This window comes from Lentzea alba, from assembly GCF_011067745.1.
GTDB lineage: Bacteria > Actinomycetota > Actinomycetes > Mycobacteriales > Pseudonocardiaceae > Lentzea > Lentzea alba.
Map to the genome: position 1 here is coordinate 534,256 of NZ_JAAMPJ010000006.1, position 17,155 is coordinate 551,410.

Annotated in this window: 18 protein-coding genes; 11 read left to right on the forward strand and 7 right to left on the reverse strand. The window is 68.9% G+C overall.

Features of this window, described 5'->3' with window-relative positions:
- Positions 1 to 38 precede the first annotated feature (38 nt).
- The 5 genes from G7043_RS49965 to G7043_RS24715 all read right to left on the reverse strand — a co-directional run bounded on the left by G7043_RS49965 (position 39) and on the right by G7043_RS24715 (position 4,223).
- Positions 39 to 548 (reverse strand): BTAD domain-containing putative transcriptional regulator, encoded by a 510-nt coding sequence (locus G7043_RS49965; protein ID WP_166049221.1) that lies wholly within the window; start codon positions 546 to 548, stop codon positions 39 to 41.
- Positions 545 to 811, reverse strand: a complete 267-nt coding sequence (locus G7043_RS24700; RefSeq protein WP_166049223.1) for a hypothetical protein — start codon at positions 809 to 811, stop codon at positions 545 to 547. The genes G7043_RS49965 and G7043_RS24700 overlap by 4 nt, the downstream gene beginning before the upstream one ends.
- Positions 812 to 1,194: 383 nt before the next feature.
- The gene (locus tag G7043_RS24705) at positions 1,195 to 1,557 is read right to left on the reverse strand and encodes a helix-turn-helix domain-containing protein (RefSeq protein WP_166049225.1); all 363 of its coding nucleotides are present in this window, start codon (positions 1,555 to 1,557) and stop codon (positions 1,195 to 1,197) included.
- Positions 1,558 to 1,731: 174 nt separating this feature from the next.
- Positions 1,732 to 3,225, reverse strand: coding sequence for a CoA-acylating methylmalonate-semialdehyde dehydrogenase (locus tag G7043_RS24710; RefSeq protein WP_166049227.1), 1,494 nt, complete (start codon positions 3,223 to 3,225; stop codon positions 1,732 to 1,734).
- Positions 3,222 to 4,223 carry a LacI family DNA-binding transcriptional regulator gene (locus G7043_RS24715; RefSeq protein WP_166049230.1) on the reverse strand — a complete coding sequence of 334 codons (1,002 nt, stop codon included), beginning with the start codon at positions 4,221 to 4,223 and terminating at the stop codon, positions 3,222 to 3,224. Before G7043_RS24715 ends, G7043_RS24710 begins: the two co-directional genes overlap by 4 nt.
- Positions 4,224 to 4,358: 135 nt before the next feature.
- On the opposite strand from G7043_RS24715, the gene G7043_RS24720 reads away from it, so the two are divergent.
- From G7043_RS24720 to G7043_RS24765, 10 genes are all read left to right on the forward strand, one after another.
- A complete protein-coding gene (locus G7043_RS24720; RefSeq protein ID WP_166049232.1) occupies positions 4,359 to 5,354 on the forward strand; it encodes a Gfo/Idh/MocA family protein in 996 nt (331 codons plus the stop codon).
- A gap of 4 nt (positions 5,355 to 5,358) precedes the next feature.
- On the forward strand, positions 5,359 to 6,219 hold the full coding sequence (locus G7043_RS24725; RefSeq protein ID WP_166049234.1) for a TIM barrel protein: 861 nt from the start codon (positions 5,359 to 5,361) through the stop codon (positions 6,217 to 6,219).
- A 14-nt stretch (positions 6,220 to 6,233) separates the two neighbouring features.
- Positions 6,234 to 7,217, forward strand: coding sequence for a sugar ABC transporter substrate-binding protein (locus G7043_RS24730; RefSeq protein WP_166049236.1), 984 nt, complete (start codon positions 6,234 to 6,236; stop codon positions 7,215 to 7,217).
- A gap of 75 nt (positions 7,218 to 7,292) precedes the next feature.
- Positions 7,293 to 8,282, forward strand: a complete 990-nt coding sequence (locus G7043_RS24735; RefSeq protein ID WP_390827926.1) for an ABC transporter permease — start codon at positions 7,293 to 7,295, stop codon at positions 8,280 to 8,282.
- On the forward strand, positions 8,279 to 9,049 hold the full coding sequence (locus G7043_RS24740) for an ATP-binding cassette domain-containing protein (protein WP_166049240.1): 771 nt from the start codon (positions 8,279 to 8,281) through the stop codon (positions 9,047 to 9,049). Before G7043_RS24735 ends, G7043_RS24740 begins: the two co-directional genes overlap by 4 nt.
- A complete protein-coding gene (gene iolC, locus G7043_RS24745) occupies positions 9,046 to 9,978 on the forward strand; it encodes a 5-dehydro-2-deoxygluconokinase (RefSeq protein WP_166049242.1) in 933 nt (310 codons plus the stop codon). The genes G7043_RS24740 and iolC overlap by 4 nt, the downstream gene beginning before the upstream one ends.
- Positions 9,975 to 10,880, forward strand: coding sequence for a Cgl0159 family (beta/alpha)8-fold protein (locus G7043_RS24750; protein WP_166049244.1), 906 nt, complete (start codon positions 9,975 to 9,977; stop codon positions 10,878 to 10,880). The genes iolC and G7043_RS24750 overlap by 4 nt, the downstream gene beginning before the upstream one ends.
- Entirely contained in the window at positions 10,877 to 11,764 is an 888-nt protein-coding gene (gene iolB / locus G7043_RS24755; protein ID WP_166049246.1) for a 5-deoxy-glucuronate isomerase, read from the forward strand. Before G7043_RS24750 ends, iolB begins: the two co-directional genes overlap by 4 nt.
- A complete protein-coding gene (gene iolD, locus G7043_RS24760; RefSeq protein ID WP_166049248.1) occupies positions 11,761 to 13,614 on the forward strand; it encodes a 3D-(3,5/4)-trihydroxycyclohexane-1,2-dione acylhydrolase (decyclizing) in 1,854 nt (617 codons plus the stop codon). The genes iolB and iolD overlap by 4 nt, the downstream gene beginning before the upstream one ends.
- A gap of 107 nt (positions 13,615 to 13,721) precedes the next feature.
- On the forward strand, positions 13,722 to 14,717 hold the full coding sequence (locus tag G7043_RS24765; protein WP_166049250.1) for an NADH:flavin oxidoreductase/NADH oxidase: 996 nt from the start codon (positions 13,722 to 13,724) through the stop codon (positions 14,715 to 14,717).
- Positions 14,718 to 14,789: 72 nt separating this feature from the next.
- Here G7043_RS24765 and G7043_RS24770 read toward each other — a convergent pair whose 3' ends face one another.
- Positions 14,790 to 14,978 carry a DUF3073 domain-containing protein gene (locus G7043_RS24770; RefSeq protein ID WP_086665537.1) on the reverse strand — a complete coding sequence of 63 codons (189 nt, stop codon included), beginning with the start codon at positions 14,976 to 14,978 and terminating at the stop codon, positions 14,790 to 14,792.
- 173 nt (positions 14,979 to 15,151) lie between these two features.
- Between G7043_RS24770 and G7043_RS24775 the strand changes: the two genes are divergently transcribed.
- Entirely contained in the window at positions 15,152 to 16,012 is an 861-nt protein-coding gene (locus G7043_RS24775; protein ID WP_166049252.1) for a hypothetical protein, read from the forward strand.
- Here the strand turns inward: G7043_RS24775 and G7043_RS24780 are convergent.
- A complete protein-coding gene (locus G7043_RS24780; protein ID WP_166049254.1) occupies positions 15,955 to 17,136 on the reverse strand; it encodes an MFS transporter in 1,182 nt (393 codons plus the stop codon). The two genes, G7043_RS24775 and G7043_RS24780, sit on opposite strands and share 58 nt — an antisense overlap.
- Between the last annotated feature and the right edge of the window lie 19 nt (positions 17,137 to 17,155).

The window sequence follows — 17,155 nt, forward strand, 5'->3', positions numbered from 1 at the left end:
CGCGCGAGAAAGCCCCCGCTCTCCCGGCGGGGGCTTTTTCACGCGCTGCGCACGATCAGGATCGCGAACGGTTTGTCGTTCTCCGGGCCGCTGACCGCGAGCTCGGTCTGCTCGCGCAACGTCGCCCACAGCTCCATCACCCGCGCCACCTGCGGCTCGGGCAGTCCGCAGATCGTCACGAACGCCCGCACCTGCTCGGGTTTCGTCGGCAGCTTGCCGCGCTTGAGCAGCGAGTAGATCTGGCTGCGTGGCAGCACCTGACCGGCCTTGCGGGAGATCTCCGACGGGGTCAGGCCCGACCGCACCTGGATCGTCCGCAGCAGGTCGATGAACTCGGCCGCCGTCGCCGCCCGCAGCTCGGCGGTCGAGGTCGCGAGCAACGGCAGCGCGGGCTCGGGGTCGATGCCCAGCTCGGTGCCCAGGATCACGCGCACCTCGCGGTAGACCGCGAGCGCCTCGGCCCGCCGGCCCGATCTGGGCAGCGCGAGCATGAGCTGCGACCACAGGCGGTTCAGGCGCTCGAGCGGATCGCCGTCGGGACAGGTCATCGCTCGTTCTCCTGCCAGATCACCGGCGGGTCGGACGGCGGCAGCACGCCGAACCGCGCGCTGAACGGCCGGATGCCGATCAGCCGGCTCCTGCTCAACGTGGTGGTCACGGCCATCACGGCACCGGTGGTGGCCACGGCGACGACCGGGGTGTGGCCCTGCGTGAGCATCCAGCCGGTGAAGACGAACGCGGTCACCACGAGCAGGACGGAGCTGGGACCGGACGACGAACAACGCCTGCGCGAGTGCGGTGGGGTGGTCATGAGAACTCCTGGATGGGGGGACCCGGCGCAGGGCGGCACCGTGCGCCGGGGGACCAGCTGATTGCGGAACAGCGACAAGCCGGATGTGCGGAAAGCGTCCCCGCGGTTTATTGGCGTTGCCGCGGGACTTTGCGGCATAGCGGCTCGAAGACGAGCATGTCACTCAGACGGGTGATTGCCAACTGAATCGCCGTCCAGGTTTTTCATGTCCCTGCCCAACGGCGTCCGAATCCGTCCAACGAAGTCCAACTGTCCAGCTTTTGTCATCTTTGCCGACGCTCCTGACCACCCGATGGTCAATTGGTCGTATTGACACCGTCCAATGCCGTCCAACCGTCTGGCCGGTGGTTCTGCGGACCGTTAGGGTTGCGAACGTGCCGGATTCATTCCGGCGGTGAGAAACCCCTGGCCGAGCTTTGGACCAGCTGAGCAGCGGGGTGCGGCCTTCTGTTGGCGCAGGAGGCCGCCACGCGCCGCCACTGCTCCACCCAGGCCTCCAGCGCCTCCGGCGTCTCCCTGCATCCGGTCAGGAACGCTCGCAGCGTGCCCTCCTGCTTCGGGAACGTGATCGTGCACATCGCGTGCGCCGTGCTCTTGGGCAACATCAGGTCGCCGCTGTTGTCCGCGACCTGCTGGTACGAGAGTCCTTTCCACTTCCGCAGCTGGTTCAGTGCTTGAACGAATTCGGCACGTGCGGTGGCGCGGCATGCCGTCGCGAACGGACTGTCGTCCTCGCTGAGCGACATCGTGTTCGGTCCTCCTGCGCTGTTTTGTGAGCGCCGATAATACCGATGTGTCCAGCTTCTACGTCGAACCGTGATGCGCGTGGCGATATTCCATGATCGGCGAACTGAGAATTGGTTCGTACCAACCAGAAACGGCCGCCCCTGTTCGGGACGGCCGTTGGAGACTGCGCCTGCTCAGCCGTGCGTCGGGAAGCCCAGGTTCACGCCGTGCTGCTGCGGCCACCGAGCCGTGATCGCCTTTGCGCGGGTGTAGAACTTCACGCCCTCGGCGCCGTGCACGTGCGTGTCGCCGAACAACGAATCCTTCCAACCGCCGAACGAGTAGTAGGCCATCGGTACGGGAATCGGCACGTTGATGCCGACCATGCCGACGTGCACCCGCCGCTGGAACTCGCGGGCGGCCAGGCCGTCACCGGTGTAGATCGCGGTGCCGTTGCCGTACTGGTTGCTGTTCACCAGTTCGAGGGCGTCCTCGAACGTCTCGGCGCGCACGACCGACAGCACCGGGCCGAAGATCTCGTCGGTGTAGATCGTCATGTCCGTGGAGACGTGGTCGAACAACGTCGGCGCGAGCCAGAAGCCGTCGGCGTGACCCTCCGGCGCGTAGCCGCGGCCGTCGACCACCAGCGTGGCACCGGCGGCCTCGCCCGCGTCCACGTAGGACCGGACCTTGTCCCGGTGCACGCCGGTGACCAGTGGGCCCATCTGGGCGGACGGATCCGTGCCGGGCAGCACCGACGGGTGCAGGTCCCGCGTCCGCGCAGCGATCTTGGCGACCAGTTCGTCGCCGGTCTCGCCCACCGCCACGACCACGGAGATCGCCATGCAGCGCTCGCCGGCGGAGCCGTAACCAGCGGAAACAGCGGCGTCGGCAGCGACGTCGAGGTCGGCGTCCGGCAGCACCACCATGTGGTTCTTCGCGCCGCCCAGCGCCTGCACGCGCTTCCCGGCCGCCGTGCCGCGGGTGTAGACGTGCCGGGCGATCGGGGTCGAGCCGACGAACGAGGCCGCGGCCACGTCCGGGTGGTCCAGCAGCGCGTTCACCGCGAAGGCATCGCCCTGCAGGACGTTCAGCACGCCATCGGGCAGGCCGGCCTCCTGGAACAGCTCGGCCAGCCGCACCGATGCCGACGGGTCGCGCTCGGAAGGCTTGAGGATGAACGTGTTTCCGGTCGCGATGGCGATGGGGAACATCCACATCGGCACCATCACGGGGAAGTTGAACGGCGTGATGCCCGCGACGACACCGAGCGGCTGCCGCAGCGAATAGGCGTCGACACCGCGCGAGACCTGCTCGGAGTGCTCGCCCTTCAGCAGCTGCGGGATGCCGCACGCGAACTCGACGACCTCAAGCCCGCGCTGCACCTCGCCGGCGGCGTCGGACAGCACCTTGCCGTGCTCGGACGTGATGATCGCGGCGAGCTCGTCGCGTGCCTCGTGCAGCAGGTGGCGGTAGGCGAACAGGATCCGTGAACGCGTCGACAACGACGACTCGGCCCAGGACTGCGCGGCCTTCAGGGAGGAGGCGACGGCCAGGTCGACGTCGGCCTGCTCGGCCAGCACGACCTGCGCGGCGACGGAGCCGGTGGCCGGGTTGAAGACGTCGGACGTGCGGGACGACACCCCCGTGGTGCGGGCGCCGTCGATCCAGTGGGGGATGGTGCTCAACGCAAGCCTCCTGGTGGGGCGGTCGTGTTCCGAACGACGAGAGAGGGATTGAGGAGATGGCGCACGGGGTCGGTGCGCTCGTCGCGAACTCGCTGCAGCAGAGCGAGAGCTGCCAACCGGCCGAACTCGGCACGGGGCTGGTCGATCGTGGTCAGGGAGACGTGGCGGAGCGCCGCCAGCGACGTGTTGTCGTACCCCACGACGGAAACATCGGCCGGAACGCGCAAACCCGCGTCTTCCAACGCCGAAATGGCACCCACGGCGTTGAAGTCGTTGCAGGACAGGATGGCCGTGGGCAACGAACCATCAGCGATCAACGAACGGATCGCGCGTGCGCCGGCCGCGTCGGTGTACTCGGAGGAGACGACCTGAGGCGCCAACCCGTGCGCCTCCATGGCGGTGACGTACCCACGCCGACGAGGTCCGGCCTGAGTGCCTTCACCACCGTCCAAATGAGCGATCCGCTTGTGCCCCAACGACACCAGGTGGTCGACGGCCAGTCGCGCGCCCTGCTCGCCGTCGTCGTTCACGGTATCCACAGTGGACACCCGCGACGAACGGGCCACGAGCACGATCGGGAGTTGTTCGGCGGCCTTGCCGATGGCCGTCGCGGGCACCACGGGCGACAGCAGGATCAAACCGGCGGGGCGGAAGGACAGCAGCGATTCCAGGGCTCGGCGTTCGCGAGCGGGCGAGCGGCCACCGGTGTTGATGATGATGTCGAACCCCTGCTCGCGTGCCACCTCGTCGATGCCGTCCACGACTTCGGCGAAGAACGCGTTGTGCAGGTCCGAAACCATCACGCCGAGCACCGTCGACGTGCGCGAGGCCAGTGAACGCGCCATGGCGTGCGGCGAGTACCCGAGCTCCTCGGCGGCCTTCAGCACAGCGGTGCGTCGCATCTCGCTCACCTTGGGTGAACCGCGCATCACCAGTGACACCAGTGCACGGGACACGCCCGCCCGCAGAGCGACGTCTTCCATCGTCGGCCTGACCACCTGGAACCACCTCCCCTCACGTCACGAGCAGGAAACCCGCCCTTGACACCCGTGTGACCGAAGCTACAGCATTGGAGCGCTCCAACCAATAGAGCGCTCTAACACATCACCGGCGATGAACAGGGGAAACCTGCGATGCGGATCGGAGTAGCGGGTGTCGGCAGGATCGGCACCATGCACGCGACCAACCTCGCCGCACTGGATCGAGTCGACGAGGTGCTTCTCTTCGACCCGGTGCCCGGTCGTGCTGCGCAGGCGTCGGCTGAGCTGAGCAGGACCAAGGCGGTGGACGACCTCGACACGTTGCTCGGCAACGTCGACGGCGTCCTGCTCGCCACGCCGACCGACACCCACCCCGAGATGCTCCGCGCGGCGATCGGGCGAGGGGTCCCCACGCTGTGCGAGAAGCCGATCGCGAGCGACCTCGCCGCGATGACCGCGCTGGTCGAGGACGTCGAGAAGTCCGGCGTCGAGGTGTTGGTGGGCTTCCAGCGCCGGTTCGACCCGGCCATCTACGAGCTGAACCGCCGCATCCGCGCGGGCGAGGTCGGCGACATCTACCTGGTCAGGGCCGTCGGCAACGACGCGAACCCGCCGGACTTCTCCTACCTGCCCGCCTCCGGCGGCATCTTCCGCGACCTGCTGATCCACGACCTGGACTGCGTGCCGTGGCTGGTCGGCGAGCCGGTCGTCGAGGTCTACGCGAGCGGTTCCGTGCTGGTGCACCAGGCGTTCGCGGACGCTGACGACGTCGACAACGCCGTCGTGATGCTGAAGTTCGCTGGTGGCGCGCACGCCACGTTGGCGGGCGGGCGGCACGACCCGGTCGGCTACGACCACCGCATCGAGGTGCTGGGCAGCAAGGACTCCCTGGTCGCCGGCGTCGACCCGAAGACCCCGCTGAACTCGCTGGAGCCCGGCGGTCACGTGGCCGGACCGGACGCCTACCCCGGCTTCCCGGAGCGCTTCCACCGCGCGTACGTCAACGAGATGAACCTGTTCACGCAGGTCATCAAGGGCGAGGTCGCGAACCCGTCGCCGGCGCGGGAGAGTTTGATCAGCCTTCGCCTGGCCGAAGCGTGTGAGCAGTCGCGTCGCAGCGGCGCACCGGTGAAGATCGAGGGGAACTGAGGACATGGCGAAGATCGCTGGGGCACCGATCTCCTGGGGCGTGTGCGAGGTTCCGGGCTGGGGCAACGTCCTGCCCGCGACCACCGTGCTGGGCGAGATGAACGAGCTGGGTCTCACGGCCACCGAGCTCGGCCCGCCCGACTACCTGCCCGCCGACCCCGCCTCGTTGAAGGCACTGCTCAGCGAGTTCGAACTGACGCTGGTCGGCGGGTTCCTCGCGGTCACGCTGCACACCGACGTCCAGTCCACTCTGGACGAAGCCGACCGGGTGGCCGGAATCCTCAAGGCCGGTGGCGCCGAGGTGCTCGTGCTCGCCGCCGCGACGGGCCTGGACGGCTACGACGAGACGCCGCAGCTCACCGACGACGAGTGGAACACCCTCGTCGACACCTGCGCGAAGATCCGGGAGATCGCCGCGGAGCACGGTCTGAGCACCGTGCTGCACCCGCACGTGGGCACCCACGTCGAGCGGGAGGCGGAGGTCACCAGGTTCCTCGCGGACTCCGATCTCCAGCTCTGCCTGGACACCGGCCACCTCCTCATCGGTGGCACGGACCCGGTCGAGCTGGCGCGCCGCTACCCGGACCGGATCGGTCACGTGCACCTCAAGGACGTGCGTGACGAGATCGCGGCGAAGGTGCGCAGCGGCGAGCTCAGTTACACCGATGCCGTGGAACAGGGCATCTACGTGCCGCTCGGGGACGGCGACGTGGACGTGGAAGCGCTGGTGAAGCTCGTTCAGGAGGCGGGCTACACCGGTTGGTTCGTGCTTGAGCAGGACACCCAGCTCAAGGACGGAAGTCCAGTGGACAAGCCACTGAAGGACACCGGGCGCAGCCTCGCGCACCTCAGCAAGATCCTCTGAAGGGACTGGAGACGATGAAGTCTCGTCTGGTCATCCGTGCGGGCGTCGCGCTCGCCGGTGTTGCTCTACTCGCCGCCTGTAGCGGTCCCACTGGAACGAACAACCAGAGCACGCAGAACAACAGCGCACCGACGACGGGTGACCTCAAGGTCGCCGTCATCACGCACGGCACCGCGGGTGACGCGTTCTGGAGCGTGGTGAAGGTCGGCGCCGAGGACGCGGGCAAGCAGCTCGGCGTCGGCGTCACCTACAACTCCGACGGAGACCCCGGCGCCCAGGCCAAGCTGATCGACAACGCCGTGTCGCAGAAGGTCGGCGGCATCGTGGTGTCGATGGCGAACCCGGACGCGCTCAAGACCTCCATCGAGACCGCGGTGAAGGCCGGCATCCCGGTCATCACGATCAACTCCGGCAGCGCGAAGAGCGCCGAGTTCGGTGCCATGGCGCACGTCGGCCAGGAGGAGACGATCGCCGGTGAGGAAGCCGGCAAGAAGCTCAAGGCGGCCGGCAAGACCAAGCTGCTGTGCGTGATCCACGAGGCCGGCAACACGGGCCTCAACCAGCGCTGCGACGGTGCCCGCACCGGCTTCGGCGGCGCGGTGGAGAACCTCCAGGTCGACATCTCCAACCCGACCGACGTCGAGGCCCGCATCAAGGCCAAGCTCCAGTCCGACACCGCCGTCGACGGTGTGCTGGCGCTGAACCCGCAGGTCGCCGTGAACGCGGCCGCCGCGATCAAGGGTGCGAGCTCGAAGGCGCAGGTCGCGACCTTCGACCTGAACGCGGACGTGGTCAGCGCGATCAAGGCGGGCGACGTGCTGTTCGCCGTCGACCAGCAGCAGTACGAGCAGGGCTACCTGCCGATCGTGATGCTGAAGCTCTTCAAGGACAACGCCAACACCCTCGGTGGCGGCAAGCCCGTGCTGACCGGTCCCGGCTTCGTCGACAAGTCCAACGTGGACAAGGTCGCGGAGTACGCCAAGAACGGCAAGAGGTAAGGAGGAGGCGGGGAGATGACCGTGACGGCCACAGCTCCACCGGCTGCCGACGAACGGCTGAGCAAGCCCAGGGTGATGGATCAGCTGATCAAGCGCCCGGAGATCGGCGCCATGCTCGGCGCACTGCTCGTGTTCCTGTTCTTCTCCGTGGTCACCGAGCAGTTCCTGAGCATGGGTGGCGCGGCCACCTGGCTGGACGACGCCTCCATGCTCGGCATCATGGCGGTCGCGGTGGCGTTGCTGATGATCGGCGGCGAGTTCGACCTGTCCGCCGGTGTCATGACCGCGTCCACCGCGCTCGTCACGGCTCTCCTCGCCACTCAGCTGGGACTCAACGTCTGGCTGTCGTTGCTGGTGTCGCTCGCCTTTGCGTTGTCGGTGGGCGCGCTGAACGGCTGGCTCGTGATGCGCACGGGCCTGCCGAGCTTCATCGTGACGCTGGGCAGCTTCCTCGCGTTGCAGGGCCTCAACCTCGGCGTCACGCGCCTGGTCACCGGCAGCGTGCAGGTGTCGGGCATGCGCGACACGGTCGGCTACGAGTCGGCCGGGTTCCTGTTCGCGTCGACGTTCCAGATCGGCGGCACCAGCTTCTACGTGTCGATCATCTGGTGGGTCCTGTTCACCGTCGTCGCGTCGACGGTGTTGATGCGCACCAAGTTCGGCAACTGGATCTTCGCGATCGGCGGTGCCGCGCAGAGTTCCCGCGCGGTCGGTGTGCCGGTCGTGCGGTCCAAGATCCTGCTGTTCATGACCACGGCGTTCGCGGCGTGGCTGGTCGGCTCGATCAACATCCTGCGGTACGCGAGCGTGCAGGCGAACCAGGGCATCGGCCTGGAGTTCCAGTACATCATCGCGGCGGTGATCGGCGGCTGCCTGCTCACCGGTGGCTTCGGTTCCGCGGTGGGCGCGGCGATCGGCGCGCTGATCTTCGGCATGGCCCGGCAGGGCATCGTCTACGCCGGCTGGAACAGCGACTGGTTCCAGCTGTTCCTCGGCGTGATGCTGCTGGCCGCCGTGCTGGTGAACAACATGCTGCGGCGCCGCGCGGAAAGGGTGAAGCGATGACGTCACTGATCGAGGTCGAGAACATCGGCAAGACCTACGGCAGCGTCATCGCGCTGAGCGATGTGTCCACTGTGGTCAACGCCGGTGAGGTCACCTGCGTGCTCGGCGACAACGGCGCCGGCAAGTCGACGCTGATCAAGATCCTGGCCGGGGTCCACCAGCACGACCAGGGCTCGTTCAAGGTCGAGGGCAACGAGATCAAGTTCTCCTCGCCGCGCGAAGCCCTGGACCACGGCATCGCGACCGTGTACCAGGACCTCGCGGTCGTGCCGCTGATGTCGGTGTGGCGCAACTTCTTCCTCGGCTCGGAACCGACGACGAAGTTCGGGTTCCTGGACCGCAAGAAGGGCAAGGAGATCACCAAGAAGGCGTTGTCCGACATGGGCATCGACTTGCGGGACGTGGAACAGCCCGTCGGCACCTTGTCGGGTGGCGAACGGCAGTGCGTCGCCATCGCCCGCGCGGTGCACTTCGGCGCCAAGGTGCTGATCCTGGACGAACCGACCGCGGCTCTCGGCGTGAAGCAGGCCGGTGTCGTGCTGAAGTACGTGGCCCAGGCGCGTGATCGCGGCCTCGGCGTCGTGCTGATCACGCACAACCCGCACCACGCCTTCCCGGTCGGCAACCGGTTCCTGCTGCTCAAGCGCGGCCGGCCGCTCGGCTCGTACGAGAAGTCGGAGATCAACCTCGAGGAGCTGACGCGCCAGATGGCCGGCGGCGCCGAGTTGGAAGCACTGGCTCACGAGTTGCGGGGTGTCGAGGCGTGACGTCGCTGGAAGTGCTGACCGTCGGCCGGGTCGGTGTCGACCTCTACCCGGAGCAGTCCGGCGTGCCGCTGGCCGAGGTCAGCACCTTCGCCAAGTCGCTCGGCGGCACCGCGACCAACGTCGCGGTCGCCGCCGCGCGGCTCGGACGCCGGGCCGGTGTGCTCACCAAGGTCGGGCCGGACGGGTTCGGGACCTATGTCCGGCAGGCACTGGAAGGCTTCGGGGTGTCGTCGGAACACGTCGGCACCTCGCCCGATCTGCTGACACCGGTGGTGTTCTGCGAGCTCAACCCGCCCGCGGACCCGCCGCTGCTGTTCTACCGGCTGCCGATCGCGCCGGACCTGACGATCAGCGAGGACGACGTGCCGTGGGACGTCGTGCGGGACGTGCCCTTGCTGTGGGTCACCGGCACCGGCGTGTCCGCCGAGCCCGCGCGGAGTTCGCAACGGGCGATGCTGGGCAGCCGGGCCCGGTTGGGGCACACGGTGCTGGACCTCGACTACCGGCCGATGTTCTGGCCGGACGTCGAGACCGCGCGCCGCGAGATCAGCTGGATGCTCGACTACGTGACGGTGGCCGTGGGCAACCGGACGGAGTGCGAGGTCGCGGTCGGCACCTCCGACCCCGACGAGGCCGCAGACCGGCTGCTGGCCCGCGGGATCTCGCTGGCGCTGATCAAGAAGGGCGCCGAGGGCGTTCTCGTGGCCACTCCCGAGGGTCGCTGGACCGTGGAACCGAACCCGGTCGAGGTCGTCTGCGGGCTCGGCGCCGGCGACGCGTTCGGCGGGTCGCTGGTGCACGGCCTGCTGTCCGGCTGGGACCCGGTGAAGATCGCCCGTTACGCCAACGCGGCGGGCGCGATCGTGGCGTCCCGGCTGGCCTGTGCGGATGCGATGCCGGACCAGAAAGAGATCGAGGACCTGCTGTGATCACTGACGGGCAGTGGCGCGAACTGTTGTGGCGGCGGGCCGAGGACCCCGGCTCGATCAGGCGGGCCTACCAGTCGCGCAAGCGGCGCAATTCGTTGCTGAACGGCAAGTCCACGCTGTTCCTGGTCGCGGCGGACCACCCGGCGCGGGGTGCGCTCGGCGTCGGCGGCGACCCGCTGGCGATGGCCGACCGGCGATCGCTGCTCGACAGGTTGCTGACGGCACTGGCGAACCCCGCGGTCGACGGCGTGCTCGGCACACCGGACGTGATCGAGGACCTGCTGCTGCTGGACGGCCTGAACGAGCGCGTGGTCATCGGCTCGATGAACCGCGGCGGCCTCGCCGGCGCGGACTGGGAGATCGACGACAGGTTCACCGCGTACGACGCGTCGTCCATCGCGACGTTCGGGCTGGACGGCGGCAAGATGCTGCTGCGCCTGGTCGACTCCGACCCCGGCACGATCCCGACGCTGGAAGGCTGCGCGCGAGCCGTCACCGAACTCGCCGAGCACGGCCTGATGGCGATGGTCGAACCGTTGCCGTACAAGCGTGATCACAACGACAAGCTGGTGCTGCAGAAGGACGCCGCGGCCCTGTCGCGTGCTTCGGCGGTGGCTGCCGGGCTCGGCGCGACCTCCGCCTACACGTGGTTGAAGCTGCCCGCGCCGAACGAGCCGGAGGTCGTGCTGGACACCACGGCGTTGCCCGCGTTGGTGCTCGGCGGTGTGCCGTCGGCGAATCCGGAGGACGACCTCGCGTCGTGGGGCCGCTCGCTGCGCCACCCGACCGTGCGCGGCTTGGTCGTCGGACGTGCACTGCTCTACCCGCCGGACGGTGATGTCGCCGCTGCCGTTGCTGCCGCCGCCGAAATCCTGCGCACCGCGAAGGGAATCACGGTATGACCTTGCACCGTCCACTCGGGACGCTCTCGACCTCCACCGACGTCATCCACCTGACGCCGGAGGACGCGAGCTGGACCTACACCGGTCTGCGCGTGCTGCGGATCGAGGCCGGTTGGGTGCGCACGATCGAGACGGGTGAGTTCGAGGCGTTCGTTCTGCCGCTGGCCGGGTCTCTCGTGGTCGAGGTCGACGACGAGCGGTACGAGCTGCAGGGCCGTGACTCGGTGTTCACCCGCGTCACGGACTTCGCGTACGTGCCTCGGGACGCCTCGGTCCGGTTGTCCTCTGTGGACGGATGTGAAGTCGCTCTGCCGATGGCGCGCTGCGAGAACCGCCTGACGCCCAAGTACGGTCCAGCCGACGGTGTGCCGGTCGAGGTGCGCGGTTCCGGCAACGCCACCCGTCAGGTCACGAACTTCGGCGTGCCGGGCGTGTGGGACCACGCGGACAAGCTCAACGCGTGCGAGCTGATCACCCCGGACGGCAACTGGTCCTCGTACCCGCCGCACAAGCACGACTCCTCGGAGCCGTGCGAGGTGGACAACGAGGAGATCTACTACTTCCGCATCGCCGACTGGGACCAGATCACGCCTTCCCGCACCGGTTTCGGGTTCCACCGCACGTACACCGACGACGGCACGATCGACGAGGACGTGACCGTGCGGGACGGCGACGTCTTCCTGATCCCGCGCGGCTACCACGGTCCGTGCGTCGCGGCGCCGGGATATCCCATGTACTACCTGAACGTCCTCGCCGGTCCTGGCGACGAACGTTCCATGGCGTTCTGCGACGACCCGGCGCACACCTGGGTTCGCGACAGCTGGGTGACGCAGGAACTGGACCCGCGTTGTCCGGTCACGACTGCTGAGGGGCGAGTCAATTGAAGCTGACGACCGCGCAGGCACTGGTCCGGTGGATGCTGGCCCAGCGCACGGAACTCTTCGACGGCTCGCACGCGCCGCTGTTCCCCGGCGTGTTCGCGATCTTCGGCCACGGCAACGTGCTCGGCCTCGGCAACGCCCTGGAGGAGGTCCGCGACCGCATCCCGGTGTGGCGCGGCCACAACGAGCAGGGCATGGCCCTGGCCGCGGTCGGCATCGGCAAGGCCTCGCACCGCCGCCAGGTCGGCGTCGCCACGTCGTCGATCGGCCCCGGCGCGCTGAACATGGTCACCGCGGCCGGCGTCGCCCACGCCAACCGCCTGCCTCTCCTGCTGTTGCCCGGCGACACCTTCACCGGCCGCGCGCCCGACCCCGTGCTGCAGCAGGTCGAGCACTTCCACGACCCCGGCGCGACCGTCAACGACGCGTTCCGCGCGGTCAGCCGCTACTTCGACCGCATCACCCGTCCCGAACAGCTGCTCTCGACGCTCCCGCAGGTCGCGCGCGTCCTGACCGACCCGGCCGACTGCGGCCCGGTCACCCTGGCGCTGCCGCAGGACGTCCAGGCCGAGTCCTACGACTTCCCGGAGTCGTTGTTCGCCGAGGTCGTGCACCGTCCGTTGCGCCTGCGCCCGGACCTGACCGCGCTGGCCGAGGCCGCCCGCGCGATCCGTTCGGCTTCCCGGCCGTTGCTGGTCCTGGGCGGTGGCGTCCGCTACTCGGGTGCCGCCGGCCGCGCACTGCGGTTCGCCGAACAACACGGCATCCCGATCACCGAGACCACCGCGGGCCGCACGCTGGTCCCGCACGAGCACCCGCTGCACGCCGGCCCGCTCGGCATCACCGGCTCGACGTCGGCCAACGTCTTGGCCGGAGAAGCCGACCTGGTCATCGCGGTGGGTACCCGCCTGCAGGACTTCACCACGGCGTCCTGGACCGTCTTCTCCCCGGACGTGCATCTGGTCTCGCTCAACGCCGCCCGCTTCGACGCCGTGAAGCACGGCTCGTTCGCCCTGGTGGCCGACGCCGACGAGGGCCTGCGCGAACTGACCGACGCGCTCGGCTCCTGGCAGGCCCAGCCCGACTGGGCCCGCCGCGCCCAGAGCGAACGCGCGAAGTGGGACCAGCACATCACCGCGCTGCGCACCCCCGGCAACGGCCTGCCCACCTACGCCCAGGTGGTCGGTGTCGTGAACGACGTGAGCGGCCCCACCGACTACGTCATGACGGCGTCCGGCGGTCTGCCCGGCGAGCTGATCGGCGGCTGGCGCGCCTCGGGCGAGGCCACCATGGACGTCGAGTACGGCTTCTCCTGCATGGGCTACGAACTGGCCGGCGCCTGGGGAGCCGCGATCGCCCACACCGACGGCGTGGTCACCACCCTGCTCGGCGACGGCTCGTACCTGATGCTGAACTCCGAGCTCTTCTCCGCCGCCTTCGCGGGCCACGGCTTCGTGGCCGTCGTCTGCGACAACGACGGCTACGCGGTGATCCACCGCCTCCAGACCGGCCAGGGCGGCGCGGGCTTCAACAACCTCTACGCCGACTGCACGACCAGTCATCCCGAACCACCCCGCACCGACTTCGCCGCCCACGCGGCCGCGATGGGCTGCGCGGTCTTTCCGGCCGACTCGCTGACCGACCTCGAAGGCGCCTACCGCAAGGCCCGCGAGGTGGCGACCGGCGAGAAACGCCCGGCCGTCGTCGTGATCCGCACGCACCCGTCGTCGTGGACCGAGGCAGGGGCGTGGTGGGAGGTCGGCGTGCCGGAGGTCTCGCACCGTCCGGAGATCGCGTCGGCACGCGAGGAAGTGCTGGAAGGCAAGGCCAAGCAGGTCCGCTACCTGAGCTGAGCGTCACCGTTCAGTGACTGGGACGACCTCACAACCGGGAACAACACGCCGCCGATGACCCCTTGAACAGTTGGTTAGGTCTACGAACTGTTCAAGGGAGCTTCCCCGTGAGCTTGCTGTTCTCCCCGCTGACCCTGCGCTCGGTCACGCTGCCCAACCGCATTGCGGTCAGCCCGATGTGCCAGTACTCGGTGACCAAGGAAGACGGCGTGCCGACCGACTGGCACCTCGTCCACCTGGGCTCCCGCGCGGTCGGAGGTGCCGGTCTCGTCATGGCCGAGGCCACGGCCGTGGAACCGCGCGGCAGGATCTCCCCGCAGGACGTCGGCATCTGGAACGACGAGCAGGTCGAGGCCTGGAAGCCGATCACGAGGTTCATCGAGGAGCACGGCTCGGTGCCGGCCATCCAGCTCGCGCACGCCGGGCGCAAGGCGATCGGCGACTGGGTGCCGGTGGCGCCCACGACCGAGCCGTTCCCCGGTGGGAACCAGCCGGAGAAGCTGACGCACCACAACGAGATCGTCAAGGCGTTCGTCGACGGCGCGCTGAGGGCGATCGAGGCCGGTTTCCGGATCGTCGAGATCCACGCCGCGCACGGCTACCTGCTCCACGAGTACTACTCGCCGCTCACGAACGAGGGCAGCATCGAGGAACGCATCGCCGTGCCCGTCGAGGTCACCGCCGCCGTGCGGGCAGCGGTCGGCCCGGACGTGCCGGTGATCGTGCGGATCTCCGGCACCGACTGGGTCGACAACGGCTGGACCGTCGACGACAGCGTTGTGCTGGCACAGGCGCTCAAGGCCGCGGGTGCGGACCTGATCGACGTGTCCAGCGGTGGCAACACCGCGCAGGCGGACATCCCGATCGGGCCCGGCTACCAGGTGCCGCTCGCCGAAGCGGTGCGACGCAAGGCAGACGTGCCCACGGGTGCGGTCGGCCTGATCACCGAGGCGAAGCAGGCCGAACAAGTGTTGACGGACGGATCCGCTGACCTGGTCCTGCTCGCGCGCGAGCTGCTCCGCGACCCGTACTGGCCGCTGCACGCGGCACAGCAGTTGGGTGTGGAGGTCAACGCGCCGAGGCAGTACGCCAGGGCGTTCTGAAAGCGCCCTCAGAGTTCAAGGGCTGGGCACCGATGATCCGGTTGCCCAACCCTTGAACTCTTCAGGCTGAATTCAGCGACGGTAGTCGTCGTAATCGTCGTACGGGTCGTCGCGTGGCTCATCGCCACCACTACTCCCGTTCGGCGACCTTTCGTCACCAGACAGCTCGCGCTGCAGCGCAGCGAAGTCGGTCTCATGAGAGCTGTATTTGAGCTCCCTGGCGACCTTCGTCTGCTTGGCCTTCGCTCGGCCGCGCCCCATGGCTCGACCCCCTCGCACAGGGACGGGGGCGGCCGGGGGAACGGCGGCCCCACTCGTCTCGACAACTAGTTCCTGGTAACTACCGTACCGTGCCGATGGGGTTCCTCGCGACGCGGTAGGCGTGACACGTACCGCCAAATCTCGCAGCCGCCCCCGCGTGGAAGGATGCACAGGTGCCCAGACCGTTCGTCGCCTACCTACGGGTGTACGAACCGTTATCGGTATTGGACGCACCGCTAGCGGACAAGGTCCGAAAAGCCCTGGAAAACGGCCCTGTCCCCCGTGCGGAGGTCGGCGACTGGGAACGCGAGCTGTGGTTGCGATCACAGTTGGGACAAAAGCTCCTCCCGGGCGAGTCGTTCGACGTGATGACGATCAGCCCCGCCGAGGTTCCGACCTCTGACGCCGCGCGTGTCGGCCCAGGGCCTCTCGTCTGCCCCCTCGACCTCAGGGCGCGCTCCGCGGCGGCTCTGGTGGGCTTCCTGGCCTCTGCTCCGCCGATCCTCCAGGACGAGGCCCTCAACGTTGCTCCCGAAACGGTCCGAGCGCGCGCGTCAGCCGTGATGGCGGAACTGTCGGCAGGGGCCGTCCACGTCATCTCCACGACCTGGACCGTGCCGCTGCCGTGGTTCGCCCTCGTCGACCCGGCCCAGCGCCGCGTGGTGCTGGCCAGCGCCCAGGACGACCCGGAACGCCAGGTGTCGTGGCGCGTCGCGATGGCCGACGCCCGTCGCCGTGTCGCACGGGCGCTCAAGGTCGTGAAGAACTCGCTGGGCGACGAGGGCCCTGCCACGGTCCTCGCCGACACCGGCCGCTGGCTGGAGCACTTCCACCCGCACTCGGCGGTCGAGCTCGACTACGGCGGCCTGGTGCAGCTGCTGGAGGACAAGGACCTGCTGGAGGACTCCTCGGCGGCCGACGTGAACGCCATCGTCGACGCGCTCGAGGCGGGCGACGCCGAGGAGGTGGCGTTGCGCTACGAGACGCTGCGCGAGTTCTGGGGCGAGCTGGCCCGCCGGGAACGCCACGGCTGAAGCAGCAAGCGGGCGGTCACGGCCGCCGCCGCTGCCAGCACCATTGCCGCAGGCCAGGCCACGTGCACCGCGACGAAGCTCGCGAGGAACGGGGTCGTCGCGGCGCTGAGGTAGTTCGCCGAGTTCTGCATCCCGATCGCGGTGGCGCTGCGACCGTCCGGCGCGAGCTCACCGGCCTCGGTGACCGCCAGCCCGTTCCAGCACAGGGCGAACATGCTGGTCGGTACCAGTGCGGCGATGAGCAGCGGCAACGGCGCCTGATCCAGCGCCGCGACCAGCACGAACCCAGCTGCTGTGATGATCGACACGATCTTGAGTGGCCCGGTCCGGCTGCGCACCCGGTCCGACCACACGCCGACCGCCAGCCGCCCGGCCCCGCCGAGCACCTGGGCGATGGCGAAGACCGCCGCGGCCGCCGTGACGCTCATGCCGCGGTGCTCGTGCAGGAGGGGCACCAGCAGTGCGGTGGCGGTGAACTGGGGAACCACCAGCAGCCCGCTGGCGACCGACAGCCGCAGCAGCTTGGGGTCCTTGAGCACCAGACCGTGCTCGGAACTCGCCCGGACCGCACCCGGTGGTTCGCGGACGAGCACCGCCACGGCGAGCGCCACGAACGCCGTGACGCCGGCCAGCACGACGAACGCGGTGGGGACGCCGGCCGTGATCGCGATGCCGGGCAGGAAGGCCGCGGTCAGGGCTGCTCCAAGTGGGGTCGCCGTCTGGCGGACGCCCATAGCGAGGCCGCGTGACCCCTTGCTGAACCAGGACATGACCGCGCGGCCGCTGGCCGCGTTGACGCTCGCTCCGAACAACCCGGCGCCGAGCAGCGCGAGTCCGGCGATCCAGGCGTTGCCCAACGCGGCGGCGAGCAGGCAGACGGCGGCCCCGAGGCCACCGATGGTCATGACGAGCCGTTCACCGCGTCGGTCCGCGACGACTCCCCACGGCACGAGGGCGATCATCGTGCCCAGGTTGACGGCACCGAGAAGCAACCCGACCTGGGGCAACGTCAGCGAGAAGTGCTGTTGCAGCTGAGGGCTGATCGCGGGCAGACCGAGGAAGACGGCCGCGTTCGTGCCCTGCGCCAAGGCTCCGACGGACAGCACGACCCAGCGATACCCCATGAGGGCACGCTAGGTCCGC